The organism is Tranquillimonas alkanivorans (assembly GCF_900115595.1).
Classification (GTDB): Bacteria; Pseudomonadota; Alphaproteobacteria; order Rhodobacterales; family Rhodobacteraceae; genus Tranquillimonas; species Tranquillimonas alkanivorans.
Genome location: NZ_FOXA01000004.1, coordinates 208,112 through 234,555, shown reverse-complemented (window position 1 = coordinate 234,555; position 26,444 = coordinate 208,112). Strand labels below are relative to the sequence as shown.

At 67.8% G+C, this 26,444-nt stretch carries 25 protein-coding genes; 16 read left to right on the top strand and 9 right to left on the bottom strand.

Going from position 1 to position 26,444, the window contains the following annotated elements:
• The first annotated feature begins 118 nt into the window (after positions 1 to 118).
• Positions 119 to 751, top strand: coding sequence for a PAS domain-containing protein (locus BM162_RS07660; protein ID WP_093419988.1), 633 nt, complete (start codon positions 119 to 121; stop codon positions 749 to 751).
• A gap of 3 nt (positions 752 to 754) precedes the next feature.
• Here the strand turns inward: BM162_RS07660 and BM162_RS07655 are convergent, their stop codons facing one another.
• The gene (locus BM162_RS07655) at positions 755 to 2,125 is read right to left on the bottom strand and encodes a class II 3-deoxy-7-phosphoheptulonate synthase (RefSeq protein ID WP_093419985.1); all 1,371 of its coding nucleotides are present in this window, start codon (positions 2,123 to 2,125) and stop codon (positions 755 to 757) included.
• Between the two features lie 142 nt (positions 2,126 to 2,267).
• On the opposite strand from BM162_RS07655, the gene BM162_RS07650 reads away from it, so the two are divergent.
• Positions 2,268 to 3,272, top strand: a complete 1,005-nt coding sequence (locus tag BM162_RS07650) for a GlxA family transcriptional regulator (protein ID WP_093419981.1) — start codon at positions 2,268 to 2,270, stop codon at positions 3,270 to 3,272.
• Here BM162_RS07650 and BM162_RS07645 read toward each other — a convergent pair.
• The gene (locus BM162_RS07645) at positions 3,269 to 4,321 is read right to left on the bottom strand and encodes a Glu/Leu/Phe/Val family dehydrogenase (protein WP_093419979.1); all 1,053 of its coding nucleotides are present in this window, start codon (positions 4,319 to 4,321) and stop codon (positions 3,269 to 3,271) included. The genes BM162_RS07650 and BM162_RS07645 overlap by 4 nt on opposite strands.
• 184 nt (positions 4,322 to 4,505) lie before the next feature.
• Here BM162_RS07645 and BM162_RS07640 point away from each other — a divergent pair, with 184 nt between their 5' ends.
• The 7 genes from BM162_RS07640 (at position 4,506) to BM162_RS07610 (ending at position 10,845) form a co-directional block, all read left to right on the top strand.
• Positions 4,506 to 5,696, top strand: coding sequence for an ABC transporter substrate-binding protein (locus tag BM162_RS07640; RefSeq protein ID WP_093419976.1), 1,191 nt, complete (start codon positions 4,506 to 4,508; stop codon positions 5,694 to 5,696).
• 128 nt (positions 5,697 to 5,824) lie between these two features.
• Positions 5,825 to 6,613 (top strand): ABC transporter ATP-binding protein, encoded by a 789-nt coding sequence (locus tag BM162_RS07635; protein ID WP_093419974.1) that lies wholly within the window; start codon positions 5,825 to 5,827, stop codon positions 6,611 to 6,613.
• A 204-nt stretch (positions 6,614 to 6,817) separates the two neighbouring features.
• Positions 6,818 to 7,498, top strand: a complete 681-nt coding sequence (locus tag BM162_RS07630; protein WP_093420067.1) for an ABC transporter ATP-binding protein — start codon at positions 6,818 to 6,820, stop codon at positions 7,496 to 7,498.
• A gap of 3 nt (positions 7,499 to 7,501) precedes the next feature.
• The gene (locus BM162_RS07625; RefSeq protein ID WP_093419972.1) at positions 7,502 to 7,903 is read left to right on the top strand and encodes a hypothetical protein; all 402 of its coding nucleotides are present in this window, start codon (positions 7,502 to 7,504) and stop codon (positions 7,901 to 7,903) included.
• A 43-nt stretch (positions 7,904 to 7,946) separates the two neighbouring features.
• Positions 7,947 to 8,957 (top strand): branched-chain amino acid ABC transporter permease, encoded by a 1,011-nt coding sequence (locus tag BM162_RS07620; protein ID WP_093419969.1) that lies wholly within the window; start codon positions 7,947 to 7,949, stop codon positions 8,955 to 8,957.
• Positions 8,954 to 10,258: a branched-chain amino acid ABC transporter permease gene (locus BM162_RS07615; RefSeq protein WP_093419967.1), complete on the top strand. Its 1,305-nt coding sequence runs from the start codon at positions 8,954 to 8,956 to the stop codon at positions 10,256 to 10,258. Before BM162_RS07620 ends, BM162_RS07615 begins: the two co-directional genes overlap by 4 nt.
• A complete protein-coding gene (locus BM162_RS07610) occupies positions 10,255 to 10,845 on the top strand; it encodes a nucleotidyltransferase family protein (protein WP_093419963.1) in 591 nt (196 codons plus the stop codon). The genes BM162_RS07615 and BM162_RS07610 overlap by 4 nt, the downstream gene beginning before the upstream one ends.
• 78 nt (positions 10,846 to 10,923) lie before the next feature.
• On the opposite strand, the gene BM162_RS07605 is transcribed toward BM162_RS07610, so the two are convergent.
• The 4 genes from BM162_RS07605 to modA form a co-directional block, all read right to left on the bottom strand.
• Positions 10,924 to 13,131: a Hint domain-containing protein gene (locus BM162_RS07605; RefSeq protein ID WP_143096117.1), complete on the bottom strand. Its 2,208-nt coding sequence runs from the start codon at positions 13,129 to 13,131 to the stop codon at positions 10,924 to 10,926.
• Positions 13,132 to 13,752: 621 nt separating this feature from the next.
• The gene (locus BM162_RS07600; protein WP_177215090.1) at positions 13,753 to 14,745 is read right to left on the bottom strand and encodes an ATP-binding cassette domain-containing protein; all 993 of its coding nucleotides are present in this window, start codon (positions 14,743 to 14,745) and stop codon (positions 13,753 to 13,755) included.
• Positions 14,738 to 15,400 (bottom strand): molybdate ABC transporter permease subunit, encoded by a 663-nt coding sequence (modB, locus tag BM162_RS07595; RefSeq protein WP_093419958.1) that lies wholly within the window; start codon positions 15,398 to 15,400, stop codon positions 14,738 to 14,740. The genes BM162_RS07600 and modB overlap by 8 nt, the downstream gene beginning before the upstream one ends.
• Complete coding sequence (gene modA, locus BM162_RS07590; protein ID WP_093419955.1) at positions 15,400 to 16,137, bottom strand: molybdate ABC transporter substrate-binding protein; 738 nt, start codon at positions 16,135 to 16,137, stop codon at positions 15,400 to 15,402. Before modA ends, modB begins: the two co-directional genes overlap by 1 nt.
• Before the next feature lie 326 nt (positions 16,138 to 16,463).
• Here modA and guaA point away from each other — a divergent pair, with 326 nt between their 5' ends.
• The 5 genes from guaA (at position 16,464) to BM162_RS07570 (ending at position 21,650) form a co-directional block, all read left to right on the top strand.
• Positions 16,464 to 18,032, top strand: coding sequence for a glutamine-hydrolyzing GMP synthase (gene guaA / locus BM162_RS07585; RefSeq protein WP_093419953.1), 1,569 nt, complete (start codon positions 16,464 to 16,466; stop codon positions 18,030 to 18,032).
• A gap of 153 nt (positions 18,033 to 18,185) precedes the next feature.
• The gene (locus tag BM162_RS22350; RefSeq protein ID WP_143096116.1) at positions 18,186 to 18,395 is read left to right on the top strand and encodes a hypothetical protein; all 210 of its coding nucleotides are present in this window, start codon (positions 18,186 to 18,188) and stop codon (positions 18,393 to 18,395) included.
• A gap of 100 nt (positions 18,396 to 18,495) precedes the next feature.
• Positions 18,496 to 19,392 (top strand): DMT family transporter, encoded by an 897-nt coding sequence (locus BM162_RS07580; protein ID WP_245759197.1) that lies wholly within the window; start codon positions 18,496 to 18,498, stop codon positions 19,390 to 19,392.
• 125 nt (positions 19,393 to 19,517) lie between these two features.
• A complete protein-coding gene (locus BM162_RS07575; protein ID WP_093419951.1) occupies positions 19,518 to 20,663 on the top strand; it encodes an OmpP1/FadL family transporter in 1,146 nt (381 codons plus the stop codon).
• 123 nt (positions 20,664 to 20,786) lie between these two features.
• Positions 20,787 to 21,650 carry an ATPase gene (locus tag BM162_RS07570; RefSeq protein WP_093419948.1) on the top strand — a complete coding sequence of 288 codons (864 nt, stop codon included), beginning with the start codon at positions 20,787 to 20,789 and terminating at the stop codon, positions 21,648 to 21,650.
• Positions 21,651 to 21,775: 125 nt separating this feature from the next.
• Here the strand turns inward: BM162_RS07570 and BM162_RS07565 are convergent, their stop codons facing one another.
• Both BM162_RS07565 and BM162_RS07560 read right to left on the bottom strand, forming a co-directional pair.
• Positions 21,776 to 22,192, bottom strand: coding sequence for a cell division protein ZapA (locus BM162_RS07565; protein ID WP_093419946.1), 417 nt, complete (start codon positions 22,190 to 22,192; stop codon positions 21,776 to 21,778).
• The gene (locus tag BM162_RS07560) at positions 22,185 to 22,688 is read right to left on the bottom strand and encodes a hypothetical protein (protein ID WP_093419943.1); all 504 of its coding nucleotides are present in this window, start codon (positions 22,686 to 22,688) and stop codon (positions 22,185 to 22,187) included. Before BM162_RS07560 ends, BM162_RS07565 begins: the two co-directional genes overlap by 8 nt.
• Before the next feature lie 201 nt (positions 22,689 to 22,889).
• Between BM162_RS07560 and tkt the strand changes: the two genes are divergently transcribed.
• Positions 22,890 to 24,908, top strand: a complete 2,019-nt coding sequence (tkt, locus tag BM162_RS07555) for a transketolase (protein ID WP_093419941.1) — start codon at positions 22,890 to 22,892, stop codon at positions 24,906 to 24,908.
• Positions 24,909 to 24,937: 29 nt separating this feature from the next.
• On the opposite strand, the gene BM162_RS07550 is transcribed toward tkt, so the two are convergent.
• A complete protein-coding gene (locus BM162_RS07550) occupies positions 24,938 to 25,357 on the bottom strand; it encodes a PaaI family thioesterase (protein ID WP_093419938.1) in 420 nt (139 codons plus the stop codon).
• Positions 25,358 to 25,764: 407 nt separating this feature from the next.
• Between BM162_RS07550 and BM162_RS07545 the strand changes: the two genes are divergently transcribed.
• Positions 25,765 to 26,424, top strand: a complete 660-nt coding sequence (locus tag BM162_RS07545) for an invasion associated locus B family protein (protein WP_093419934.1) — start codon at positions 25,765 to 25,767, stop codon at positions 26,422 to 26,424.
• Positions 26,425 to 26,444: the final 20 nt, after the last annotated feature.

The following is a 26,444-nucleotide window of genomic DNA, read 5'->3' as shown; positions in this document are numbered from 1 at the left end:
GATTTGCCGCGCTTTTTCTTTAACCGCTCGTTAATCTTTCGGGCACGGGAGCGGACTTGCCCAGCGTTAGCAGACGGCGGCGGAGCCGACAACGCGGGCGGCGACAAGGGGTCTGAAGATGGGTGCACGGCGCGAGGATACCGAAGCAGGAAACGTCATCAGTCTGGCCGCGCGGCGCGGCGGCGGCGGGCCGCCGTGTTTCGAGGTGCTCGAACGCTATTGGCAGGACATCGCCCGCGGGCGGCTGGTCCCCGACCGGCGCGACGTGAACCCCCGGCGGCTGGAGCCGGCGCTTGACCACGTGTTCGTGGTGCAGCGGGTGGCACCGGGCGTGGCGCGGCTGCGGGTCGCCGGTGTGCACCTGACCGACCTGATGGGCATGGACATGCGCGGCATGCCGCTGTCGTGCCTGTTCCACGCGGACGCCCGCCCGCTTCTGGCCGAGACGCTGGAGGCCGTGTTCACCGAACCCGCCCGGGTCGAGCTTTCATTGGTCGCCCTCCGCCCGCTCTTGCGGGCGCGCGTGACGGCGCGGATGCTGTTGCTGCCCCTGCGCGACGACCACGGCCGCGTGAGCCGCGCCATCGGCTGCCTCGACGCGCGCGGCCCCGCGCGCGCGCCGCAGCGCTTCTCGATCGACGGCCACACGCACCGCACGCTCATCGGCTATGGCCAGCCGCCGGTGCGGACGGCAAAAGGGCCGGACGCGCAACGCCCGGCCCTCTCGCTCGTCTGGTCGTCGGACGGCTGAGGCTCAGCCCGCCGCCGCCTGCCGCACCGCGACCTGGCGACCGCGCAGTTCCTCGGCCACCAGGAACGCCAGTTCCAGCGCCTGGCTTGCGTTCAGGCGCGGGTCGCAGGCGGTGTGGTAGCGATCGGAGAGGTCCTCGTCGCTAACCGCCCGCACGCCGCCTGTGCACTCGGTCACGTCGGCGCCTGTCATCTCGAAATGCACGCCGCCGGGCACGGTGCCCTCGGCGTTGTGGACGGCGAAGAATTCCTGCACCTCGCGCAGGACGCTGTCGAAGGGCCTGGTCTTGTAGCCCGACGCCGACTTGATCGTGTTGCCGTGCATCGGATCGCAGGACCACACGACGTTGGCGCCTTCCTCCTGCACGGCCTTGACCAGCCGCGGAAGATGCTCGCCCACGCTGCCCGCGCCGAAGCGGGCGATCAGGGTCAGCCGGCCCGGATCGTTGTTCGGGTTCAGCTTTTCAAGCAGCACCTTCAGGTCATCCGTCGACAGCGACGGGCCGCACTTCAGCCCGATCGGGTTGGCGACGCCCCGGCAGAATTCGACATGTGCGCCGTCGGGCTGCCGTGTGCGGTCGCCGATCCAGATCAGGTGACCGGAGCCCGCGATGGTCTGGCCCGAGGTCGAGTCGACGCGGGTCAGCGCCTCTTCGTATTCGAGCAGCAGCGCCTCGTGGCTGGTGTAGAAGTCCACGGTGTTGAGCTCGTGGTTCGTCTCGCCGGTCAGCCCGGCGGCCGCCATGAAGTCAAGCGAGTCCTGGATGCGGTTGGCGAGGTCGCGGTACTTCTCGGCCTCTTCGCTGTCGGTGAAGCCCAGCGTCCAGGCGTGCACGCGGTGGATGTCGGCGAAGCCGCCCTTCGAGAAGGCGCGCAGCAGGTTCAGCGTCGCCGCCGCCTGGGTGTACGCCTCGAGCATCCGGTTGGGATCGGGAATCCGCGCCTCGGGTGTGAAGTCGAAGCCGTTGATGATGTCGCCGCGGTAGCTGGGAAGCTCCTGCTCGCCCTTCTTCTCGACCGGGGCCGAGCGGGGCTTGGCGAACTGGCCCGCCATGCGTCCGACCTTCACCGTGGGCACCTTGGCGCCATAGGTCAGCACCATCGCCATCTGGAGCATGACCTTGAACGTGTCACGGATGCCGTCGGCCGAGAACTCGGCGAAGCTTTCCGCGCAGTCGCCGCCCTGAAGCAGAAAGGCGCGGCCGGCCGCGACATCGGCCAGTTCCGAGCGCAGCGTGCGTGCCTCGCCGGCGAAAACGAGCGGGGGATACTTGGAAAGACGGGCCTCGACCGCGGCCAGCGCCGCCTCGTCGGTATACTCAGGCATCTGGACCCGCGGCTTGCTGCGCCACCCGGATTTCTGCCACTCGGCCATCGTCTCTCTCCTGACCATGCGAAAGTTGAACCCGCTGTATAAAGACGGGTCCCTCCCTTGCAAACCTTCAATTGCGCGGGTGGCCTTGATCCCCCCCGGCAAACCTGCTTCCGTCGACTGGATATCGAAGGACAAGGCGCCGATGGACACGAGTCGTCACCAAGTGCAGGTCGAGGTGGCCGGGGGCAAGCCGCGTCGCTTCGTGTTCGTCCTGCTCGACCAGTTCACGATGCTGTCGTTCGCCTGTGCGCTGGAATGCCTGCGCATCGCCAACCGCGTGACGGGGCGCACGCTTTATACCTGGACACTGATGGGCGACGGTGGCGAGGATGCGACCTCGTCCTCGGGCGTGTCCTACAAGCTCGACAGCGACCTTGGCGAGGTCGGGCGCGAGGACACCGTCATCGTCTGCGGCGGCATCGAGGTCGCGCAGGCGTCGAACAAGCGCGTGCTGAACTGGCTGCGACGCGAGGCCCGGCGCGGCGCCACCGTGGGCGGCCTGTGCACCGCCGGCTACACGCTGGCCAAGGCGGGGCTGCTGGACGGCAAGCGCGCGACAATCCACTGGGAAAACCGCGACAGCTTCGCCGAGGAGTTCGACGAGGTGACGCTGACAAGCTCCGTCTTCGTGATCGACGGCAACCGCTACACGACCGCGGGCGGCACGTCCTCGATCGACCTGATGCTCAGGATCGTGGCCAACGACCATGGCGCGGACGTCGCGAACGCCGTGGCGGACCAGCTGATCTATTCCTCGATCCGTACCGACCAGGACGTGCAGCGGCTGTCCGTGCCCACCCGCATCGGCGTGCGCCACCCCAAGCTCAGCCAGGTCATCCACATGATGGAGGCCAACATCGAAGAGCCGATCAGCCCGGCGGTGCTGGCCCGTGACGTCGACCTGAGCACGCGGCAGCTCGAACGGCTGTTCCGCCGCTACCTCAACCGCTCACCCAAGCGGTACTACATGGAGCTGCGGCTTCAGAAGGCGCGCAACCTGCTGATGCAGACGGACATGAGCGTGATCAACGTGGCTTTGGCCTGCGGTTTCGCATCGCCCTCGCACTTCTCGAAATGCTACCGTGCGCACTATGACACCACGCCCTACCGCGAACGGGGGGCCAAGGCGGCGCGTGACCCGGTCTAGGCCGGGCGCTTTTCTGCCAGGATCGCCTCGACCGTCCGGTCGGCCACACGCGCAGGCGACACATCTTCTTGTTTCGCCGTCTCGAGGACGCGTTCGAGCGTCGCCTCGAGCGACTTGAGGTGGCGGGTGACATAGGGCTCGCGGTCCTCGACGCGCAGGATCTCGGTCGCGACATTGATGATGCCGCCGCCGTTCACGATGTAGTCCGGCGCGTAGAGGATGCCGTGCGCATGCAGCCGGTCGCCGTCGTCGAGCGTTTCGAGCTGGTTGTTCGCACCGCCCGCCACCGCGCCGACCTTCAGCGTCGGGATGCTACGCTCGTTCAGGATGCCGCCGACGGCGCAGGGGGCGAAGACGTCGGCGCCCTGTGCAACGATCTCGTCCGGCGCGACCACCTGACCGCCGCAGCCGCGCGCCACGCGATCGGCTCGCCCGGCGTCGGTATCGGCGACGATCAGGCCGCATCCCGCGTCGGCGAGCTGCCGGCACAGGTGTTCGCCCACGTGGCCCAGTCCCTGCACCGCGATCGTGAGGCCGGAGAGATCCGTGCGCGCCAGCGCCCGCCGCGCCGTCACTCCGATGGCGTTGAACACGCCGCGCGCGGTGATCGGCGACGGGTCGCCGCTGGCGAACTGTCCGCTGGCAAGGCCCGCGACATACGGCGTCTCGGCCGCCATCACGGCCATGTCCTCGGGGCTCATTCCCATGTCCTCGGCCGTCCAGTACCGCCCGTCGAGCGTAGCGATTGCGCGGCCGAGGGCGGCGAGCATGGCGGGGCTCTTGTCGTGGGCCGGATCGCCCACCACGACCGCCTTGCCTCCGCCCAGCGGCAGGTCGGCGGCCGCGTTCTTGTAGGTCATGCCGCGCGACAGCCGCAGCACGTCGTGCAGCGCCGCCCGTTCGTCGGCGTAGGGCCGCATCCGCATGCCGCCCGCCGCCGGGCCAAGCCGGGTGGAGTGCACGGCGATGAAGGCCAGGAGCCGCAGATCTGGGTCCTCGACGCGCAGCACCTCCTCGTAGCCGTCGATGTCCAGCCGTTCGATCTTCATGCGTGCCTCCGGGCCTGTCCGCGACGTCCTGATGGTCAATGGCCCTGCCCGCGTCCGCGTTCCCATCGACCGTCGCCCTGCCCCGCCCTTCCCTTACGCCAGCCCGCGCGTGCGGTCTTTTCTTTCATGAACCCGCGGCATAGGCTCCGCGCCGGAACGCGTTCCAGTACAGGGAGAGAACGAAATGAAAAAAGCACTTCTGGCCAGCGCGATCGCGGCGGTCGCAGGCACCGGCGCCTTCGCGCAGGAAGACCCGATCAATGTCGGCATCATCTTCGGCTTCACCGGCCCGATCGAGTCGCTGACCCCGCCGATGGCCGACAGCGCCGAGCTGGCGATGAACGAGGTAAACGAGGCCGGCGGCATCCTGGGTGGCCGCATGCTCGAGCCGGTGCGCGCCGACTCGACTTGCATCGACTCCTCCGCCGCCACCGCCGCGGCCGAGCGTCTGGTCACCGGCGACGGCGTGGCCGCGATCGTCGGCGCCGACTGCTCGGGCGTGACCGGTGCCGTGCTGGCGAACGTGGCCGTGCCGAACGGCGTCGTGATGATCTCCCCCTCCGCGACCTCGCCCGCTCTTTCGGCGGCCGAAGACAATGATCTGTTCTTCCGCACCGCTCCGTCGGATGCGCGCCAGGGCGAGGTTCTGGCCAACATCCTCAACGACCGCGGCGTGTCCGAGGTGGCTGTCACCTACACCAACAACGACTACGGCAAGGGTCTGGCCGACAGCTTCGCGCAGTCGTTCGAGGAGTTGGGCGGCACCATCACGCTGTCGGCCCCGCACGAGGACGGCAAGGCCGACTACTCGGCCGAGATCGGCGCGCTGTCGTCGGCCGGCGGCGAGGTTCTGGCCGTGTTCGGCTATGCCGACCAGGGCGGCAAGGGCGTGATCCAATCGGCCATCGACACCGGCGCGTTCGACACGTTCATGATGGGCGACGGCATGTTCGCCGATACGCTGATGAACGATCTCGGCCAGTACATGGAAGGCTCGTTCGGCGCCGTGCCGTGGACGCAGGGCGAAGGCACCGAGGCATTCGCCGAGGTCGCCGGCGCAGCGGGCATCAACCCCGACAGCACCTTCACGCGCGAAAGCTATGACGCCGCCGCGCTGATCGCGCTGGCCATGGCCGCCGCGGGCACCACGGACGCGAACGAGTGGAAGGGCTCGGTCATGGACGTGGCCAACGCACCGGGCGAAGAAATCCTTCCCGGTCAGCTGGGCCGCGCGCTGGAGATTCTGGCCGAGGGCGGCGACGTCGACTACGTCGGCGCAACCAACGTCGAGCTCGTGGGCCCGGGCGAAGCCGCCGGCACGTATCGCGAGTACACGGTCGAGGCGTCCGACTACGAGACGGTTCAGTTCCGCTGAGCCACTAGGTCGAAACGAGACAGCCCGGTGCCATGGCACCGGGCTGTCCGCAAGAAACGGTGGAACCGCCTGTGACGAGCCCCGACGGGGACGCATACGGGTGCCGGTCTGCCTGCGGGGGGATGGGGATGATCGCCGTCAGAGACGTCCACAAGCATTTCGGCGGTTTCCGCGCCGTCGATGGTGCAACACTGGAAATCAGGGATGGTTCCATCACAGGTCTCATTGGGCCTAACGGAGCTGGAAAGTCCACGCTTTTCAACGTGATAGCGGGCGTCTTGAAGCCCACCAGCGGCACCGTGACGATGGATGGCGAGGACATTACCGGCCTGCCCCCGCACGAGCTGTTTCACAAGGGTCTGCTGCGCACGTTCCAGATCGCCCACGAGTTCAGCTCGATGACCGTGCGCGAGAATCTGATGATGGTTCCCTCCGGCCAGACCGGCGAGACATTGTGGAACACCTGGTTCCACCGCCGCCGCATCGCCGAGGAAGAGCGCGCGCTCCTGAAGAAGGCCGACGAGGTGCTGGAATTCCTCACCATCGATCACCTCAAGGATGAAAAGGCGGGCAACCTGTCGGGCGGTCAGAAAAAGCTGCTCGAACTCGGGCGCACCATGATGGTGGACGCCAAGGTGGTGTTCCTGGACGAGGTCGGCGCTGGCGTGAACCGGACGCTTCTGAACACGATCGGCGACGCCATCGTGCGGCTGAACAAGGAGCGTGGCTACACCTTCTGCCTGATCGAGCATGACATGGACTTCATCGCGCGTCTCTGCGACCCGGTGATCGTCATGGCCGAGGGTAAGGTGCTGGCGCAGGGGTCGGCCGACCACATCATGGAGAACGAGCAGGTGATCGAGGCCTATCTCGGCACCGGGCTCAAGAACAAACCAGGCGCGGACGCGACCGCCTGAAACGTCGGCACGAGCGTGACCGGACGGTAACGCTTGTGTGACATCACTCCACGACAACTAAATGGGCTATTGGTCCACGCTGCGGCGCGGAGTTAGCCTCAACACCAAGAAGAACGAGCGAGGGCAGGTTTGGTTCCCGAGGCAACGCAAGAACAACATCCGGTCACGCCCGCGGGCACCGCGCCCTTCCTGATCGGCGACCGGATGACCGGCGGCTACGGCGCGGCCGACATCCTGCATGACTGCACCGTCGCCGTAGAAAAGGGCGAGATCGCCGTGATCGTCGGCCCCAATGGCGCGGGCAAGTCGACGGCGATGAAGGCGGTCTTCGGCATGCTCAACCTGCGCTCGGGCGCGGTGCGGCTGGACGGCGAGGACATCACCACGCTCAGCCCGCAGGACCGAGTGGCCAAGGGCATGGCCTTCGTGCCGCAGACCTCGAACATCTTCACCTCGATGACGGTCGAGGAGAACCTCGAGATGGGCGCCTTCCTGCGCCGCGACGACATCCGCGGCACGATGGAGCAGATCTATGACCTGTTCCCGATCCTGCGCGACAAGCGGCGGCAGGCGGCGGGCGAGCTTTCGGGCGGCCAGCGCCAGCAGGTCGCCGTGGGACGCGCGCTGATGACTCAGCCCAAGGTTCTGATGCTCGACGAGCCGACGGCGGGCGTATCGCCCATCGTCATGGATGAACTTTTCGACCGGATCATCGAGGTCGCCCGTACCGGCATCTCGATTCTGATGGTCGAGCAGAACGCCCGCCAGGCCCTGGAGATCGCGGACAAGGGATACGTCCTCGTCCAGGGAGCCAATGCATATACAAACACCGGCCGCGCCCTCCTGGCGGATCCCGAGGTGCGCCGGACATTCCTCGGAGGTTAGAGCATGTCCCTCAGCGCCCTTCTCTTCTCGGCCGTCATCGATTCCCTCAGCCCGAAGGCGGCCCCGCTGGCCTGCACTTTCCCCGACGCCGAGGCGCGAAGCCTTCCGATCAGCGTCGAGGTGCGGCACAATCCCAGCCTGTTCGACCGGGCGGGCCGCTTCCAGGTGCAGCTCGTCACCAGCGACGTGGGCGAGTTTGACGCCGCCGCCGGGCCGTCCGACCCCGCCGGCAGCTTCAAGGTCATGATCCGTGGCAAGCGGGACGAGGGCGACCGCATCGCCGTCGCGGTGCGCGCCGACGGGGGCGCGGTGCTGAAAACCGTCACCCCCGAGGGCGAGGACGACGAACTTCGCCGTGGCCGCTGCCGCCATTTCGAGCCATACCTGCGGCGCTGGACGTCGTGAACGCGGGGGCTTAAGCCCCTGCCGCCCAACCCGAGGACTTCCGATGGACCTTGTGAACGCGCTCGTCGCGCTTCTGAACTTCGTGGTCATCCCGGCCACCGCCTACGGCGCGCAGCTCGCGCTCGGCGCGCTCGGGGTGACGCTGATCTACGGCATCCTGCGCTTCTCGAACTTCGCCCACGGCGACACGATGGCGTTCGGCGCGATGGCGACGATCCTCGTCACCTGGGTGCTGCAGGGCGCGGGCATCAGCTTCGGGCCGCTGCCCACTGCGCTGCTCGCCCTGCCCGTCGGCATCGTGGCGGCGGCGGCCCTGCTGCTGGCCACCGACAAGGTGGTCTACCGCTTCTACCGCAGGCAACGGGTCACGCCCGTGATCCTGGTGATCGTATCGATGGGCGTAATGTTCATCTATAACGGGCTCGTCCGCTTCATCATCGGCCCCGACGACCAGAGCTTCGGAGATGGCGCGCGCTTCATTATCAACGCCCGCCAGTTCCGCGACATGACCGGCCTGTCCGAGCCGCTGGCGTTCAAGACCAGCCAGGGCATCACGATCGTGACGGCGGTGATCGTGGTGGCGATCCTGTTCTGGTTCCTCAACCACACCCGCACCGGCAAGTCGATGCGGGCGTTCTCGGACAACGAGGATCTGGCGCTGCTGTCGGGCATCAACCCGGACCGCGTGGTGAAGATCACCTGGATCATCGTGGCGGCGCTCGCGACCGTGGCCGGCGTGCTCTACGGGCTCGACAAGTCGTTCCACCCGTTCACATACTTCCAGCTTCTGCTGCCGGTCTTCGCGGCCGCCATCGTGGGCGGACTCGGCTCACCGCTCGGCGCCATCGTCGGCGGCTTCGTCATCGCCTATTCCGAGGTGACAGTGACCTACGCCTTCAAGAAGGTCGCGAACTACGTCCTGCCCGAAAACCTCGAGATCGACAGCCTCGCGCAGCTTCTTTCGACCGACTACAAGTTCGCGGTGTCCTTCGCCATCCTGGTCATCGTCCTGCTGTTCCGGCCCACGGGCCTTTTCCGGGGGAAAGCGGTATGAGCATCTCTGCCAAAAACATCGGCCTGTTCGCCGTCGTCTTCGGCCTGATCCTGCTGACCGGCTTCATGCAAAGCTGGAACGTCGCGCTCGGCATCATCAACATGGGCCTGATCTCGGCCGTCATGGCGCTCGGCGTGAACATGCAGTGGGGGTATGCGGGGCTCTTCAATATCGGCGTCATGGGTTTCGTTGCCCTCGGCGGGCTGGGCGCGGTCATCGTGTCGATGCCCCCGGTGAACGAGGCCTGGGCGGCGGGCGGCCTGCGCCTGATCTTCGCGCTGGTTGCGGGCGCGGCCACAATCGTGGCCGCCGTTTTCGCCTGGAAGCGGCTGCCCAGGGGCGCGGTGCGCACGCTGGGCATGCTCGCCATCCTCGTCGTGGGCTTCTTCGTCTATCGCGGTCTGTTCGATCCGGCGGTCGAGGCGATCGAGCGTGTGAACCCCGCGTCCACCGGCTATCTCGGCGGTCTCGGCCTGCCGATCCTGATCTCGTGGCCCATCGGCGGACTTCTCGCCGCCGGGGCCGCGTGGATCGTCGGAAAGACGGCGCTGGGGCTGCGCTCGGACTACCTGGCCATCGCGACACTGGGCATTGCCGAGATCATCATCGCCGTTCTGAAGAACGAGGACTGGCTGAGCCGGGGCGTGAAGAACGTGATCGGCCTGCCCCGGCCCGTCCCGTACGAGATCGACCTCCAGCAGAACGAGAACTTCATCAACTGGATGACGACCTGGGGCTATGACCCGGTGATCGCCTCGTCGATCACGGTCAAGCTGGCCTACGCCGGCCTGTTCCTCGTCGTGCTGCTGGTGCTTCTGTGGCTCGCTCAGGCGGCGCTGAGCTCGCCTTGGGGCCGCATGATGCGCGCCATCCGCGACAACGAAACCGCGGCCGAGGCGATGGGCAAGAACGTCACCAAGCGCCACTTGCAGATCTTCATCATCGGCTCGGCCGTCTGCGGGCTGGCGGGTGCGATGATGACCACGCTCGACGGCCAGCTCACGCCCGGCAGCTACCAGCCGCTGCGCTTCACCTTCCTCGTCTGGGTCATGGTCATCGTCGGCGGATCCGGCAACAACTTCGGCGCCGTCCTGGGCGGCTTCCTGATCTGGTTCCTGTGGGTGCAGGTCGAACCGGTGGGCCGCTGGCTGATGGACACCGTCACCGCCGGTTTGGCCGACGGCTCGGCGCTCAAGGCGCACCTGGTGGGCAGCGCGGCGCACATGCGGTTGCTGACGATGGGGCTGATCTTGCTGATCGTGCTGCGCTTCTCGCCGCGCGGGCTGATCCCCGAAAGATGAGCGCAGGCCCCGGCGTCACCATCCTGCTTCTGGCCGCCGGGGCCTCGTCGCGCATGCGGGGGCGCGACAAGCTGCTGGAGGAGGTGGACGGCCGCCCCCTTCTGCGCCGTCAGGCCGAGGCCGCCGTCGCCACGGGCGCCCCCGTGATCGCAACGCTGCCGCCCCGCGCGCCCGGACGCCGCGCCGCGCTCGCCGGGCTACCGGTCGCGGTGGTGGAGGTGCCGGACGCCGCCGAGGGCATGGCCCGCTCGCTCTCTGCCGGAGCACGGGCCGCGGGCGCGCCACGCGGGCTGCTGGTGGTGCTGGCCGACATGCCCGAGATCACCGCCGAGGACATGGCCGCGCTCATCGAGGCCTTCGACGGCCGCACGATCCTGCGCGGCGCGGCCGAGGACGGGACGCCGGGCCACCCCGTGCTGTTCCCGCGCCACCTGCTAGCGGACCTCGCTGGGCTTTCCGGCGACAGCGGGGCCCGGGAGATCATCCGAGAACACGGCGCACGCCCGCTGCACCTGCCCGCCCGGCACGCGCTGACGGATCTGGACACGCCCGAGGCATGGGACGCGTGGCGCGCCGCACGGCGCTGAAAAGACGAAGGGCGGACCGCGCCGCGATCCGCCCTTCGCTACGTGGGGGCGCCGTTAGCCCCCCTCACTCGCACGCGTTCAGCAGGCCAGAAGCCGGGCCTCGTGCCGCTTCAGCGTCCGGCGCGCGGCGGCGTAGTCTGCCATGCCCTTCACGCTTTCCAGCTCGGGGAAAAGGTCGAGGATCTCGCGCCGCTGCGAAGTCTCGAGCCCCTGCATGGTGTAGTCGCCCGGCTGGAAGCTTTCGGTCCAGGCGCCGTCGGACAGCACGACCTCGTGCCGCTCGAACATGAAGTGGATGTAGCTGACCCGCTCGGGCAGCGTCCGCTCGATCCCCGCCTGCCCGACCAGGTGCTTCGCGGCGACGAGCACCTCGCGCTCTTCGAAGAACAGCGCGGCGCGGTCGCTCGACACCAGGACCCGGTGGTTCGGGCTCACCATCATGTCGCGCTCTGGCAGCCCCTGGCCGAGCGCGCCCTTGCGGATCAGCACCGGCTGCAGGTGCGGCGCGGCGCTCAGGTCCAGCCGGTCCAGCCGCTTGTTGCCGGTCCACGCGATCTCCTGAATGCCGTTGTCGCGGGTCAGCACCCGGTCACCTGGCGCAAGCTCTTCCACCGCACGCTCGCCCATGGGCGTGGCGATGGCCGTGCCCGGGGTGAAGCAGACGATGATCTCCTCGATGTTGTCGAACTCGAGCCGGCCGGTCACGTCGCCGTCGTCGTCCAGCCACTCGACCGTTCCGTCGTAGCCGTTGCCGTCGCTGTCGGTCGTCCTGTCCACGATGCGGAAGGTGCCCGAACCCGTAAGATCGAGCCGGTCGTCATCGTTGCCGCCCGATCCACCATCGACGTAGTCGCCGATGCCGTGACCGTGATCGTCGACGATGAAATGGTCGGAATCGTCCCCGCCGTACAGGGTGTCGCCGTCCGCGCCACCGACGATCAAGTCGTCGCCGCCGCCGCCGTAGATCGTGTCGTGGCCCTCGTCGCCGTAGAGATGGTCGTCGTTGTCGCCGCCCTCGTCTCCCGACGGGGTGAACGAAACGTTGTCGATGGCGCCGCTGCCGGCGAGTTCGACCACCATCCGCGAGACGCCGTGGGTGTCGATCGACAGCGTCTGCCGGCCGCCGTCGCAGTCGCGCGGAATCGCGACCTCGCGGATCAGTTCTCCGTCACCGTCGTAGAGGCGGATCTCGCCGCCCGACTCCTCGATGTCGAGCAGTGTCAGTTCGTGCACGGAGGACGGGCTGTCGAAGTCGAAGCGCAGCTCGCCCCCGTGGGCGTTGTCGTCCGGGTCGCTCGAGTCCCCGTCCTCGGACACGATCAGCACGTTGCCGAGGTCGCCGGTCCCGAGGTCACGGTCACCGCCAGTGGGATGCTCGGAGTCGAAGATCATGGCCGGGTGGTGCCCGTCGCCCGACGAGATGGTTACGCCCATCGACGCGTACTGGTTGCCGACGATTTCGCCCGAGTGAAAGCCCTCGAAGTCCAGCGTCACGCGTTCGCCTGCGCCGGGACCGGTCCTGTCGCCGTAGATGACGTCGTCGCCCGTGCCCCCATGAAGGGTGTCGTCGCCGCCGCCGCCGTAGATCTCGTCGTTGCCGTCGCCGGACCGAATCTCGTCGTCTCCGCCACCCGCCAACACGATGTCATCGTCGCCCGTCTCGCCCGGCAGGATCGCGTCGCCGTGGTCGATGCGGTCGCCCTCGGGGTCACCCGTATAGTCGATGTCGATGACGTCGTCGCCGTTCGTGCCCTCGACGTATCCGTCGAGCGCGGGGCCGTAGTCGAACGAGATGTCACCGATGCCGACCTTGCCCGAGCCGTCGCCGCAATCGCCCTTGTCCTCGTGCACGATCTCGAGCGTCGCGACCTCGCCGCTCACGGTCACGCTCACGGGATGCTCGCCGCCCTGAAGGTCGCCTTCGCCCTTGAGCGTGTTTCCATAGACCTTCTGGCCGTTCAGGTCCGAGAACGTGACGTCCAGCACGTTGCCGTCCGCGTCGCGGGCGATCACCGTCACCTTGTCGTCCCAGGTCTGGCCCTCGTCCACGTCGTAAAGCTTGAACGACACGCCCTCGACCGGCTCGTCGAACGAGATGCAGGTCGTCGACTTGCCGTCGTCGGGGTCCGAGACGATCAGCTTCTCGCCGTATTTCTCTTCGATGCGCAGATCGCCGCTGTCGTGCCAGCCCGTGCCGACGCGCACGTCGAGGGTTCCGTTGGGTCCGTCGACACCGAAGGTGCCCTCCAGCCCGGCCTTCGACCAGTCCAGCAAGTAGTTCGACATTTACCGTCTCCCGTTCCCCAAGGCCCGATGCGTTGGCTCGCCCGGCCCGGCGCTGATCTTCACGCGCGACCGGTTCTTTCGGCCGCATTGGTTCATCCCGCGGCCTGTCGCCGCCGGTCTGGCCATGCGCGTGGCGGAGTGTGACCCCGCCTCCTCTCGAAGGTTCGGTTCGAAGCCCGTCGGCCAAGCCCCCGCTGGCCGGGCCGGATCGCTCCGGCCATCTGCAACCTACGGGGGCCGAACGGCGAGACGAAGGAAAAAGTGGCGGGAAGGGGGCAGGTTTACGCCGCGCGAGGGGCCATTGCGGGGAAAGATCGCGCCCGATCCTATGCGAATGGTCAGGAGCGGCCGGGGAATCCGACCTCCAGTCCCGGATTCGCGGGTGCGAAGCATCCGGGCACCGTTCCCATGGAAATTGGCGCCTTAACAATGTCTTGATTGGAAATGGATAAACGGCGGATGCGTTCTATCCACCGGTCGCCGGGATGTCGAAGTGTGTTCGCGTTGTGCGCAGGGCTCACTGTTTGTGGCGGGAACATGGCGCAAACCAGAGTTCCTTCGGACGCGCTAATCGGCTGATCCGGGGCCATTTGTGAAGCAGCGCGAAACGGAGCGCGGGAATCAACCTGTGGGACGCGGATAGACCTTCAGGATCGTGAACCACACATCGCTTCCCGGCGGAGGCACGATCCGTCCCTCGGGCCACGGCCAGGCAACGGTATGCCCAGCAACCTCCAGCGCCACCGTTCCGTCACCAGGAACCGCACCGACCCGCGCCTGAAGGCTTGCCAGGGCATTCCCGGGACCCGGCGGCCCGGTCGAGACAAGCGCACCGTCAGGCGGCACGGCGAGCGCCCAGTTCCGCTCGGCCGAAGCGGGCAGCGGCAGGATCAGCCGTGCCTCTCCGACCACCAGGACGGCGCCATGGTCGCAATGCTCGACCACGCGCGCCGGCAGGCGCACCGGCACCCGGCCCCAGCCCGCGTGCCCGCCCTCCTCGATCTTCAGCACCCGGTCGGCCAAGGTCTGAATCTCGTCCTCGGCGTGGCTCACCAGGAGCGCGGGCAGCCCCAGCCCGTGGGTGGCGCGGACGATGTGCGGCATGATCTCGGCCTTGCGCGCGGAATCGAGCCCGGTCATCGGCTCGTCCAGAAACAGCACGCGGGGTTGCGAGGCCAGCACCCGGCCGAGCGCCACACGCCGCGACTCTCCGCCCGACAGGCCCCCCGGCCGCCGGTCGAGCAGCGGCGCAAGATCGAGCAGGCGCACGATCTCCTCGATACGCTCCTGCGCCACACCGCGCCGCCGCGCGCCGTAGGCAAGGTTACGCGCGACGCTCATGTGCGGAAACAGCCGCGCCTCCTGAAAGACGTATCCGACGCCCCGCGCGTGCGGTGGCACGAAGCGTGTTTCATCTTGCAATACGTCGTCGCCCAGCCGCACGCTGCCCGACGCGCCCCGCTCGAGCCCGGCGAGACAGCGCAGCAACGTCGTCTTGCCCGCCCCGCTCGGCCCCGTGACGGCGGTGACGCCGTCGAGCGGGATGCGCTCGGTCAACGACAGGGCGAAGCCGTCGCGCCGGAGCGACAGGTCGAAAGACAGCACCTCAGCCACGCGCGCGCCCGCGATTGAGGACGTAGACGAAGGTCAGCACGATGAACGACACGACCAGAAGCCCCGCCGACAGCACGTGCGCCGTGCGATAATCGAGCGTTTCGACCGCCGTGAAAATCTCGATCGAGATCACGCGCGTCCGGCCGGGGATGTTGCCGCCGACCATCAGCACCACGCCGAATTCGCCCAGGGTGTGGGCAAAGGTCAGCACCCCTGCCGTCAGCATCCCCCGCCGGGCGAGCGGCAGCGCGATGGTGCGGAAGGCGTCCAGCCGGTCGGCACCCAGCATCGCCGCCGCCTCCATCAGCCCTGTCCCGACGCCGGAAAACGCGGTCTGCATCGGCTGCACTGCGAAGGGCAGCGAGTAGAGGATCGAGGCGACGACCAGCCCCGCGAAGCTGAAGGTCAGCGTGTCGCCCGTCAGCCGCACCCAGGCCGCGCCCAGCGGCGTATCGGGGCTCATCAGCACCAGGAGGTAGAACCCAAGTACAGTCGGCGGTAGAACAAGCGGCAGCGCCGTCAGCGCCTCGACCGCCGGCTTGAACCGCGAGCACGTGGTCGCAAGCCACCAGGCCAGCGGCAGGCCGATCACCAGAAGGATCGCCGTGGTCACGGCCGAAAGCCGGACCGACAGCCACACGGCGTCGAGCAGCACTAGTCCGGCACCTCGTAACCCGCGCTACTCAGGATTGCCCGCGCCGCGTCGCCCTGAAGCCAGTCCCAGAACGCCAGTGCGGCCTCAGCACTGGCGCCGCGGGACAGAAGCGCCGCGTCCTGCCGGATCGGCGCGTGGTGGTCCGGCGGCACGTCCCAGACGTCGACGTCCCGCGCCGCCCGCACCTGCGGCAGAAGCGACCGGGCGAGGAACCCGTAGGGCGCGTTCCCGGTGGCCACGAACATCGCCGTCTGCCCCACGCTTTCGCCGGTCACTAGGCGGACGTCCTGCGGCTTCAGCCCCAGCGCCGTCAGCGTCTCCATCGCCGCCAGGCCGTAGGGGGCGACCGCGGGATCCGCCACGGTCAGCCGCTGGCCCCGCAGCGCCGCCGCCGGGTCGTCCAGCGTGCCCGGCGGCCCCACGAGCGCCAGGCGTCCAAGCGCGTATGTCCGCCGCCTCTCCACCAGCCCGTCCCCCTCCAGGCGCTCCGGCCGCTCGGCGTCTGCGGCCAGAAAGACGTCGTAGGGGGCACCGGCGCGGATCTGGGCGTAAAGGCGACCCGTCGAACCGGACGAGATGCGCAACCCATGGTCCGTCTCGCGCGCGAACGTCTCCGCCATCTCCTCGATCGCGGGCAAAACGTTGGCCGCCACGGCGACCGAGACCGTGCCGGCAGTACCCCGGAAGGGCAGCGCCTGCAGAGCGAGCGCGACAGCTATGACGGCCAGTTTCTTCATCGCCGCGCCATAGGCTCACGCCGCCGGGGCCGATGCAAGAGGATTGGCCGGAGACCGCCCGCTCCTTCCGCCAGAGGTATAGCCTTAAGGCTAGAATACACCGAAAGTTGTGGGCGACCTGTGGATAAACGGTCCACAGGTCTATGCCGCCGTGTCGACCGGTGCTAATTCGTGTGGCGCCGCCACTCACGGTCGCGGCGGAGCGGAGCTGCGGCCGAGCTCCGCCGCCTGGCGGGCCAGGCGCGCTGCGGATGCGCCGCCGCTCTTCCCTGTTCGTCGCTCCGATCTCGCTTGCCTCCGCCGCGCTGCGCCCCTAATCACGCGCCATGACCGCGACCGCATCCCACGACCTGCTTCTCATCATCGACTTCGGCAGCCAGGTGACGCAGCTGATCGCCCGCCGCCTGCGCGAGGCGAACGTCTTCTGCGAGATCCGCCCCTACCAGTCGGTGGACGACGCAACGCTCTACGAGCTGAACCCGAAGGCGGTGATCCTTTCGGGCGGCCCCGCCAGCGTGAACGCGCCCGACAGCCCGCGCGCGCCGCAAAAGGTGTTCGAGATGGGCGTGCCCGTCCTGGGCATCTGCTATGGCCAGCAGGTGATGATCGAGCAGCTGGGCGGGCACGTCGAATCCGACCAGCACCGCGAATTCGGCCGCGCCTTCGTCGAGCCGGCGGGCCGGCACGGCGACGACACGATCTTTTCGGGCCTCTTCGCCACGGGGCGCGAGGAGGTGTGGATGTCCCACGGCGACCGGGTGGCGAAGCTCGCCCCGGGGTTCGAGGTGATCGGCAAGTCGCCGAACGCGCCCTATGCCATCGTTGCGGACTATGACCGCAACTTCTTCGCCGTGCAGTTCCACCCAGAGGTGCATCACACCCCGAACGGCCGCAAACTGCTGGAGAACTTCACCCGCCTCGCCGGTTTCCGCGGCGACTGGACGATGGGCGCCTATCGCGACGAGGCGATCCGCATGATCCGCGAGCAGGTGGGCGATGCGAAGGTGATCTGCGGCCTGTCGGGCGGCGTGGACAGCTCGGTCGCCGCTGTGCTGATCCACGAGGCGATCGGCGACCAGCTGACCTGCGTCTTCGTCGACCACGGCCTTCTGCGGCTGGGCGAGGCCGAGGAAGTGGTCACGATGTTCCGCGACCACTACAACATCCCTCTGATCCACGCCGACGAGAGCGAACTGTTCCTGGGCGAACTCGAAGGCGTCAGCGATCCGGAGACCAAGCGCAAGACCATCGGCCGGCTCTTCATCGACGTGTTCCAGAAATACGCCGACCAGATCGAGGGCGCGAAGTTCCTGGCGCAGGGCACGCTTTACCCGGACGTGATCGAGAGCGTCAGCTTCTCGGGCGGCCCGTCTGTCACCATCAAGTCGCACCACAACGTGGGCGGCCTGCCCGAGAAGATGGGCCTGAAGCTGGTCGAGCCGCTGCGCGAACTCTTCAAGGACGAGGTCCGCGCGCTTGGCCGCGAACTGGGCCTGCCGCAAAGCTTCATCGGCCGGCATCCCTTCCCCGGCCCCGGCCTGGCGATCCGCTGCCCGGGCGAGATCACGCGCGATAAGCTCGACATCCTGCGCAAGGCCGACGCCGTCTATATCGACCAGATCCGCAAGCACGGGCTTTACGACGACATCTGGCAGGCCTTCGTGGCGATCCTGCCGGTGCGCACCGTGGGCGTCATGGGCGACGGCCGCACCTACGACTATGCCTGCGCCCTGCGTGCGGTGACCAGCGTGGACGGCATGACCGCCGACTACTACCCCTTCACCCACGAATTCCTGGGTGAAACGGCGACGCGGATCATCAACGAGGTCAACGGCATCAACCGCGTGACCTACGACATCACGTCGAAGCCGCCGGGCACCATCGAGTGGGAATGACGGGTCGCGCCGAGGGCTCCTGATCACGTGACAGGCACAGCCGGGGGCGTCTCGTGAGACGGACAGCCCGCCGCGCGCTTCCCGCTTGCCAGACGCCACGGAACACGTTTTGGTCGGTGCATTACCTGCACCGATTTCCGAGCGAGTACCGTCGTGCCCCGTGATTCAAACAGCCACCATTCAACACACCGCTCCCGCGCGTTCCGTATCTTCACCTGCGACGAATGCGGCCACAAGATGCGCCTGCGCGGTGCGCACTGCGGCTACTGCTATGCCGACAAGAACCGCTGGCAAAGGCCGGGCACCTATGTCGCCCTTCTGGTGATCGTCGTTCTGATCACGCTCATGGCGCTGGTCACCTGACAGGACCGCAGCGCCGGGTTTGCCGATCGTGTCCGCCGCAGCCGCTTCCCTTTCCCGCGGGGCCGACCTAGCGTGCCCGCGCGCGCGAGGGAGGGGACACATGGCGACGCTGCAGGTCGAGACGCACAACGCGGGCAAGGCCGCGCTCTGGATGTTCGGGGCCATCGCCTCGTTCTCGTCCATGGCCGTGGCCGGGCGCGAGGTTTCGTTCGAGCTCGACACGTTCGAGATCATGACCTACCGCTCCTTCGTCGGCATCCTGATCGTACTGATCATCGGCGGCGCGACGGGACACCTGCGCGAGGTCAACACCCAGCGGCTCGGCATCCACCTGATCCGCAACATCAGCCATTTCACCGGCCAGAACCTGTGGTTCTACGCGATCACGCTGATCCCGCTCGCGCAGGTCTTCGCGCTTGAGTTCTCGATGCCCATCTGGGTCGCCGTCGTCATGGCCCCGCTGATCCTGGGCGAGCGTCTGACCGCGCCGCGGCTGGCCACGGCCGCCATCGGCTTCTGCGGCATCCTGATCGTCGCCCGGCCCGACTTCGGCAACATCGAACCCGGCATCGTCGCGGCGGCCGGGGCAGCCGTCGGATTCGCCGGTTCCGCCGTATTCACCAAGCTGCTCACCCGCACTGCCACAATCACCTGCATCCTGTTCTGGCTGACGGTGATGCAGGCCGTCTTCGGCATCGTCTGCGCGGGCATCGACGGCGACATCGCCCTGCCCTCGGCCGCGACACTCCCGGGCCTCGTGGTAATCGGGATCGCGGGCCTTCTGGCGCATTTCTGCCTGACCACGGCGCTCACCCTCGCCCCGGCGGCGGTGGTCATGCCGTTCGATTTCATGCGTCTGCCCGTGATCGCGGTGGTGGGCATGATCGTCTATGCAGAACCGGTGGACGCGCTGGTGATCATGGGCGCGGCGATCATCTTCGGGGCGAACTACCTCAACCTCTGGGCCGACAGGCGCGACCGGAGGCGCGCCGCCTGAGAGTTGCATCGCGCACACGTCGCACGGGGAAGTTCCCGCCCGCGCGGTCGTGACGTCAGGTTAAAATTGACCACATGCTGTTCCCGCCCCTAGCAAGATCACAGCTTCTTGAGGGAGGAACAAGAATGAGAACAACAGCAACGGCCGTCGCCGCGCTCGCACTCGGCGCGGGCGCCGCCGCCGCCGGGGGCGTGGAGCGTTCGGTCCAGTCGTCCGCGATCCTGTTCGAGGAAAGCAACTACGCCTCGCTTTCGTTCGGCTATGCAAGCCCGGACATCAGCGGTGCCGTGAACACTGCCCTTCTGCCGCCCGGCGCCAGCATCGGGTCCGGCGACATGGCCGAGGATTACTCCACCTTTTCGCTCGGGGTGAAGACGCAAGTGAACGACCGCGTGTCGCTTGCCCTGATCCTCGACCAGCCCATCGGCGCGGATGTGGATTACCCGGACGGAGACGGCCTGCCCTTCCCCAACGGCCCGAACTACCCCTATGCCGGCTCCACGGCCGAGATCGACTCGACCGCCGTGACGGCGCTGGCGAAGTACGCGCTGCCATCGAACTTCAGCGTCTACGGCGGCCTCCGCATTCAGCAGGCCGAAGGGCGCGTCAGCCTTCCTAACGTGGGCGCCTACACGATGGAGACGTCGAGCGAGACGGATCTGGGCTACGTGGTTGGCGTCGCCTATGAAAAACCTGAGATCGCCCTGCGCGTTGCGCTGACCTACAACTCCGAGATCACCCACGACTTCAGCGCCGACGAAGCCTTCGCCGGCAATGCGGCCCCGGGATCGCCGACCGAATTCTCGACCACGGTGCCCCAGTCGGTGAACCTAGACTTCCAGACAGGCATCGCGGAAGACACGCTGCTGTTCGGCTCGGTCCGCTGGGTCGACTGGGACGAGTTCGAGATCGCGCCGAGCATCTTCGAAGCCACGACCACGGTGCCGCTCGTCGCCTACGACGACGACACCATCACCTATACGCTGGGTCTCGGCCGCCGCTTCAACGAAAACTGGTCCGGCGCCGTCACCGTCGGCTACGAACCGGACACCGGCGGGTTCTCCTCGAACCTCGGGCCGACGGACGGGCAGACCTCGCTGGGGCTCGGCCTGACCTACGAAACCGAGACCTACGAGATCACTGGCGGCGTGCGCTACGTCAACATCGGCGATGCCGAGACGACTTCGCCCAGCACCCCGGGAACCGCGCTCGGCCAGTTCGACGACAACTCCGCCGTCGCCTTCGGTCTGCGGCTCGGCTACAAGTTCTGATCGCTCCACGCTCTGGCGCGATCCGACCCCGTCCGGTCTCCGGGCGGGGTCTTTTCGTTTCGGCCCCCTACCCTCCGTGTGCGCCGCGCGCTATGCAACCGGGCGAAGCGGAGGGGTGATCGGATGATCTACGACAGCGCAGAGGATTGGCGCGGGGCGAAGACGAAACGGGTCTGCCTGTTCGGCATGTCGGGACTGGGCAAGACGCACCTCGCCTCGATGCTGCGCGGCTCGGGCGGGTGGTTCCACTACTCGATCGATTACCGCATCGGTACCCGCTACATGGGCGAGCACATCGTCGACAACTTCAAGCGCGAGGCGATGCGCAACCCGTTCCTGCGCGAGCTGCTACTGACCGACTCGATCTACATCGCGTCCAACATCACCTTCCACAACCTCGCGCCGCTCTCGACATATCTCGGCAAGCCGGGAAATCCGGAGAAGGGCGGACTGCCCTTCGACGAGTACATGCGCCGGCAGGAGCAGCACCGCGTGGCCGAGGTGAACGCGCTTCTCGACACCGCGCACTTCATCGAGCGTGCGAAGGCGATCTATGGCTACGACAATTTCGTCTGCGACACCGGCGGCTCGATCTGCGAGGTGGTGGATCCGGACAACCCCGAGGACCCGGTGCTCACCGCGCTGTCGCAGAACCTCCTGATGGTCTGGATCGAGGGATCGGAGGCGCACACCGAGGAGCTCGTCCGCCGCTTCGACCGCGCGCCCAAGCCCATGTACTACCAGCCCGAGTTCCTGCGCGATGCCTGGGCCGAGTACCTGAGCACACATGACCTGGCCGAGACAGACGTCGATCCCGACGCCTTCGTCCGCTGGACCTATTCCCGTGCGCTTGCCCACCGCCAGCCGCGCTACGCGGCGATGGCCCGGAACTGGGGCGTCACGGTCACGGCGGAAGAGGTGGCGCAGGTCCAAGGCCGCGAGGCTTTCGACGCCCTCATCGCGCGCGCCCTCGACCGCCGCGGCTAAGGCCGGACGACGAAAGGTTCATCTTCGGTCCTGAAATATCCCCGCCGGAGGCACCGCGCCGGGCGCAGCCCGGCGCAAGTGACAGCGTGCGCCGAAGGCGCTCCTTTTGCTCACAGGATGGCCGCTTACTCCGCCGCCCGCTCCTCGACCTTGTCGGCCACCGATTCGGCGCGCGCGGCGAGTTCGGCAAGGCTGTCGGCCACGTGCGGCGGGATCACCGGCACCTCGACGCGCTCGGGCTCGGGCGGCGGGGCGTTCTTCAGCCGGTCGATCTCGGATTGCAGCGCCGCGACCGAGCGTTCTAGCCCACGCTGCTGCTCTTCCATGGCGCCCAGTTGCTCTTCCATTCCGGCCGTCTTGTCGGCGAGCATCAATCCCGCCATCAGCAGCATCCGTGCCTCGGGCAGCCGGCCGATCTGGCCCAGGATCGCCGTCGCCTCGACGTCCAGAAGCTTGGCGGCGGCCTGCAGGTAATGCTCTTCGCCCGCCTGGCAGGCGACCTCGAATTCGCGGTGGCCGATGGTGACCTTCACTTCAGGCATTGGCCGTCTCTCCTTCGTCGAGCGCCGGCGCGAGGTCGGCGAGGATTTCTTCCATCTCGGCGCGGTCGCTGTCGCGCATCGCGCGCAGCGCGTCCAGTTCGGTCCTCATCGCCTGGTCCACCAGCGCGGCGTCGGCCAGCCCGGCCTCGTTCGCCTCGCGCAGGGCCTGGTTCGAGCCGCGCAGCTCGTCGTTGACGCGCTTGATCCGGCGGCGGTCGGCCTCGACCCGGTCGAGCCGCTCCATCGCCGCTGCCAGCTCGGCCTCGAGTTGGACGACGCGGGTGTCCTGCCTTTCCTGGATCGCGCGCACGCGCTCCTCGAGCTGGGCCGTCGTCTCGCGCTCGGCCTCAAGCTCGGCCTGCAGCACGGCAGTGGTCTGCCCTTCGTCGTCGGACGGCGCGGGCGCCGGGGCGGACCGCGACAGCCCTTCGACGCCGGCGCCGATCCGGTCGAGGGCCGCCGTGATGCGGCGCTCCAGTTCGGTGATGTCCTTCATCCTGCCGTTCCTCTCGTCTTGCGCGGCGGTCTCGCGCCGCCTGCGATTCGGGTCATCGTCGCCCGCGCAGCCCGACAATAGACGACTGGCGGGCGATTTCAGCCCCCCATCGACGCCCCGCCGCCCCCCGGCGCTTGATATTGGCCCCGAGACTGCTAAGACCCGCGCGACCCTATCGAGGCAGCCGAAGGAATGCACCAAGTGGATATCGCCACCCTGCGTGAGACCCATCCCGACCACTGGACCCGCGCCGCGGCGATCCGCGTGCTGGCCATGGACGCCGTCCAGGCGGCCAATTCGGGCCACCCCGGCATGCCCATGGGCATGGCCGACGTCGCCACCGTCCTGTACGAGAAGCACCTGAAGTTCGACGCCGCCGCGCCCGACTGGCCGGACCGCGACCGCTTCATCCTGTCGGCAGGCCACGGCTCGATGCTGATCTACGCGCTGCTGCACCTCACCGGGTACGAGCAGATGACGCTCGACCAGATCAAGAACTTCCGCCAGCTCCACTCGATCACGGCGGGCCACCCCGAGAACTTCCTGGTCAACGGCGTCGAGACCACGACTGGCCCGCTGGGCCAGGGGCTCGCCAACTCGGTCGGCTTCGCGATGGCCGAGGAGATCCTGCGCGCCCGCTTCGGCAAGAAGGTCGTCGACCACCGCACCTGGGTCATCGCCGGCGACGGCTGCCTGATGGAGGGCATCAGCCACGAAGCCATCGGCCTGGCCGGCAAGCAGAAGCTGTCGAAGCTGACGGTGTTCTGGGACGACAACGACATCTCGATCGACGGCCGCGTCAGCCTGTCAGACGTCACCGACCAGAAGGCCCGGTTCGAGGCGGCGGGCTGGGACGTGCTCTCGTGCGACGGCCATGATCCGGCCGACATCGACGCCGCTATCGAGAAGGCGAAGGCGTCGGACAAGCCCGTGCTCATCGCGTGCAAGACGACCATCGGCTTCGGCGCGCCCAACAAGCAGGACACCGCCAAGGCGCACGGCTCGCCGCTGGGCCCCGACGAAATCGCCGCGACGCGCGAAGTCTATGGCTGGCCCCACGCGCCGTTCGAGATCCCGGCCGACGTGAAGTCGCAGTGGGAAGAGATCGGCCGCCGCGGCGCGACTGCCCGCGCCGAATGGCAGAGCCGCTTCGACGAACTCTCCGACAACCGCAAGGCGCTGTTCGCCCGCATGCAGGCCGGCGAGGCCCCGAAGAAGCTCGCCTCGACCATCCGGGCGCTGAAAAAGCAGATCAGCGAGGGCCAGCCGAAGGTTGCCACCCGCAAGGCATCCGAGATGGTGCTTGAGGTCGTGAACCCGGCAATGCCCGAGACGGTGGGCGGCTCGGCCGACCTGACCGGATCGAACAACACGATGACCGCCGACCTGGGCATCTTCGACGCCGACAACCGCAAGGGCCGCTACGTCCATTACGGCATCCGCGAACACGGCATGGCCGCCGCGATGAACGGCATGGCGCTGCACGGCGGCGTGCGCCCCTATGGCGGCACCTTCCTCTGTTTCACCGACTACGCCCGCGGCGCAATGCGCCTGTCGGCGCTGATGGGCGCGCCGGTCGTCTATGTCATGACCCACGATTCCATCGGGCTGGGCGAGGACGGTCCGACGCACCAGCCGGTCGAGCACCTGGCGATCTGCCGCGCCACGCCAAACACTTGGGTCTTCCGCCCCGCCGATACGGTCGAGACCGCCGAGGCGTGGGAACTGGCGCTGACCAGCGAGAAGACGCCGTCGGTTCTCGCGCTCAGCCGTCAGGGTCTGCCCACCGTGCGGACCGAGCACAAGACCAAGAACCTGACGGCGCAAGGTGCCTATGTTCTGGCCGAGGCCGAGGGCAAGCGACAGGCGATCCTGATGGCCACGGGCTCGGAAGTCGAGATCGCCATGAAGGCCCGTGACCTGCTGCAGGCCGAGGGGATCGGCACGCGCGTCGTCTCGATGCCGTGCATGGAACTCTTCGCGCAGCAGGACGAGAAATACCGCCGCCGCGTGCTGCCCGCGGGCCCCGTCCGCGTCGCGGTCGAGGCCGCCGTGCGGCAGGGCTGGGACCGCTGGCTTCTGGGCGAGCGCGGGCGCGAGCAGAAGGCCGGCTTCATCGGCATGGAAGGCTTCGGCGCATCGGCCCCGGCGCCGGAACTTTACGAGCGCTTCGGCATCACGGCCGAGGCCGTGGCCGAAAAGGCCAAGGCGCTCCTCTGAGCCAAGTAAAGCTGCCGCCCGCGCCGGTCCTACCGCGCGGGCGGTATCGCATAGGTCAGGCTGGCCCGCGCCACCGGGGCGGGCACACCTTCCGAGAACAGAAGCACGTCGCCCACGGCCAGCGTCCGCCCGAGCTTGAGCAGACGCGCCTCGGCTCGCATCGGCGCGGCCCCGGGCTTTCGCATGAAATCGATGGAGCAGTTCGTCGTGACCGCCAGCGCCTGCGGCCCGATCCGCGACAGAAGCGCGAGATAGAACGCAACGTCGGCCAGCGCGAACATTGCTGGACCTGACACGGTGCCGCCGGGACGCAGATTGCGCTCGCCCACCTTCATGTGCAGCGCCGCGCCCTCGGCGGTAACCCCCGTCACCTCGAAATCGTCGGCGACCTGCGGGAACTCTGCCCGCAGAAACGCCGTCAGCTCGGCGCGGTCCATCCGTATCGTCACCAGGGCATCTCCTCCTGCCGTCGACGGCGAAGGTGGCGCAGGCGCCGCGCGGGCTCAACCCGCTCTTAACGTGTGTGTGCGACACGAGGTTCGCCGGGAAAAACCCGGCACTCCTCCCTGTTTGACTGGCCGCGCCTGCGGGCGCGGCCTCTTTTGCGTTGCGTCAACGCCATCCGGCAGGTGCGCGAAATTGAAGAAATTTCGACTGTTGACCGGTGGGACGAAAGGCCGTAGCGTCCCGGCATAACTAAGTCGGCCAGTCCGGCAGCGAGAGACATACCAACGAAAAGGGCCCCGGTGCGGGCCCTTTTTGAGTCTCCCCGCGGCAGCCGGCGCGATCCGGGCCTGACACTCCCGCAGCGCCATGCTAAGGCCGGACCAACTCCGCAACAGCATCCGGGGAGACCATGAAGAACCTGACCAAGACCCTGCCCCTTCTGGCGCTTCTGGCGGCGACGCCGGCGGTCGCGCAGGACGCGGACACGACGGGCGAGACGCCGGCCGCCGAAGCCGAGGCCCAGACCGAGACGGCAGCACCGTCCGACGGCAATGCGCCCGCGCCGGGCGAGCTTTCGATGGGCCAGCCGGCGCAGACCGGGCCGCGCGCCGGGCAGACCTATATCGCCGAGGAATTCGGCGATTGGCAGATGCGCTGCGTGCGCACCGAGTCCGAGAACGACCCCTGCCAGCTTTACCAGCTTCTCGAGGACCAGGACGGCAACTCCGTCGCCGAGATTTCGATCTTCGGTCTCCCCGAAGGCCAGCAGGCGGCGGCGGGAGCGACCATCGTCACCCCGCTCGAGACGCTGCTGACCCCGGCGCTGACGCTGGCGGTGGATGATGGTCAGGCCAAGCGCTATCCCTACACCTTCTGCAGCCAGGTCGGTTGCTTTGCGCGCATCGGCTTCACCGGACCCGAGGTTGCGGCGTTTAAGCGCGGCGCCGAGGCGACGCTGACCATCGTTCCCGCAGCCGCACCGGACCAGCAGGTGGACCTGACGATCTCGCTCTCGGGCTTTACCGCAGGCTACGAGGCCGTGAACGAGGCGAACGCCGAAACGCGGTGACGCCGCCTTGGAGCGCAAGC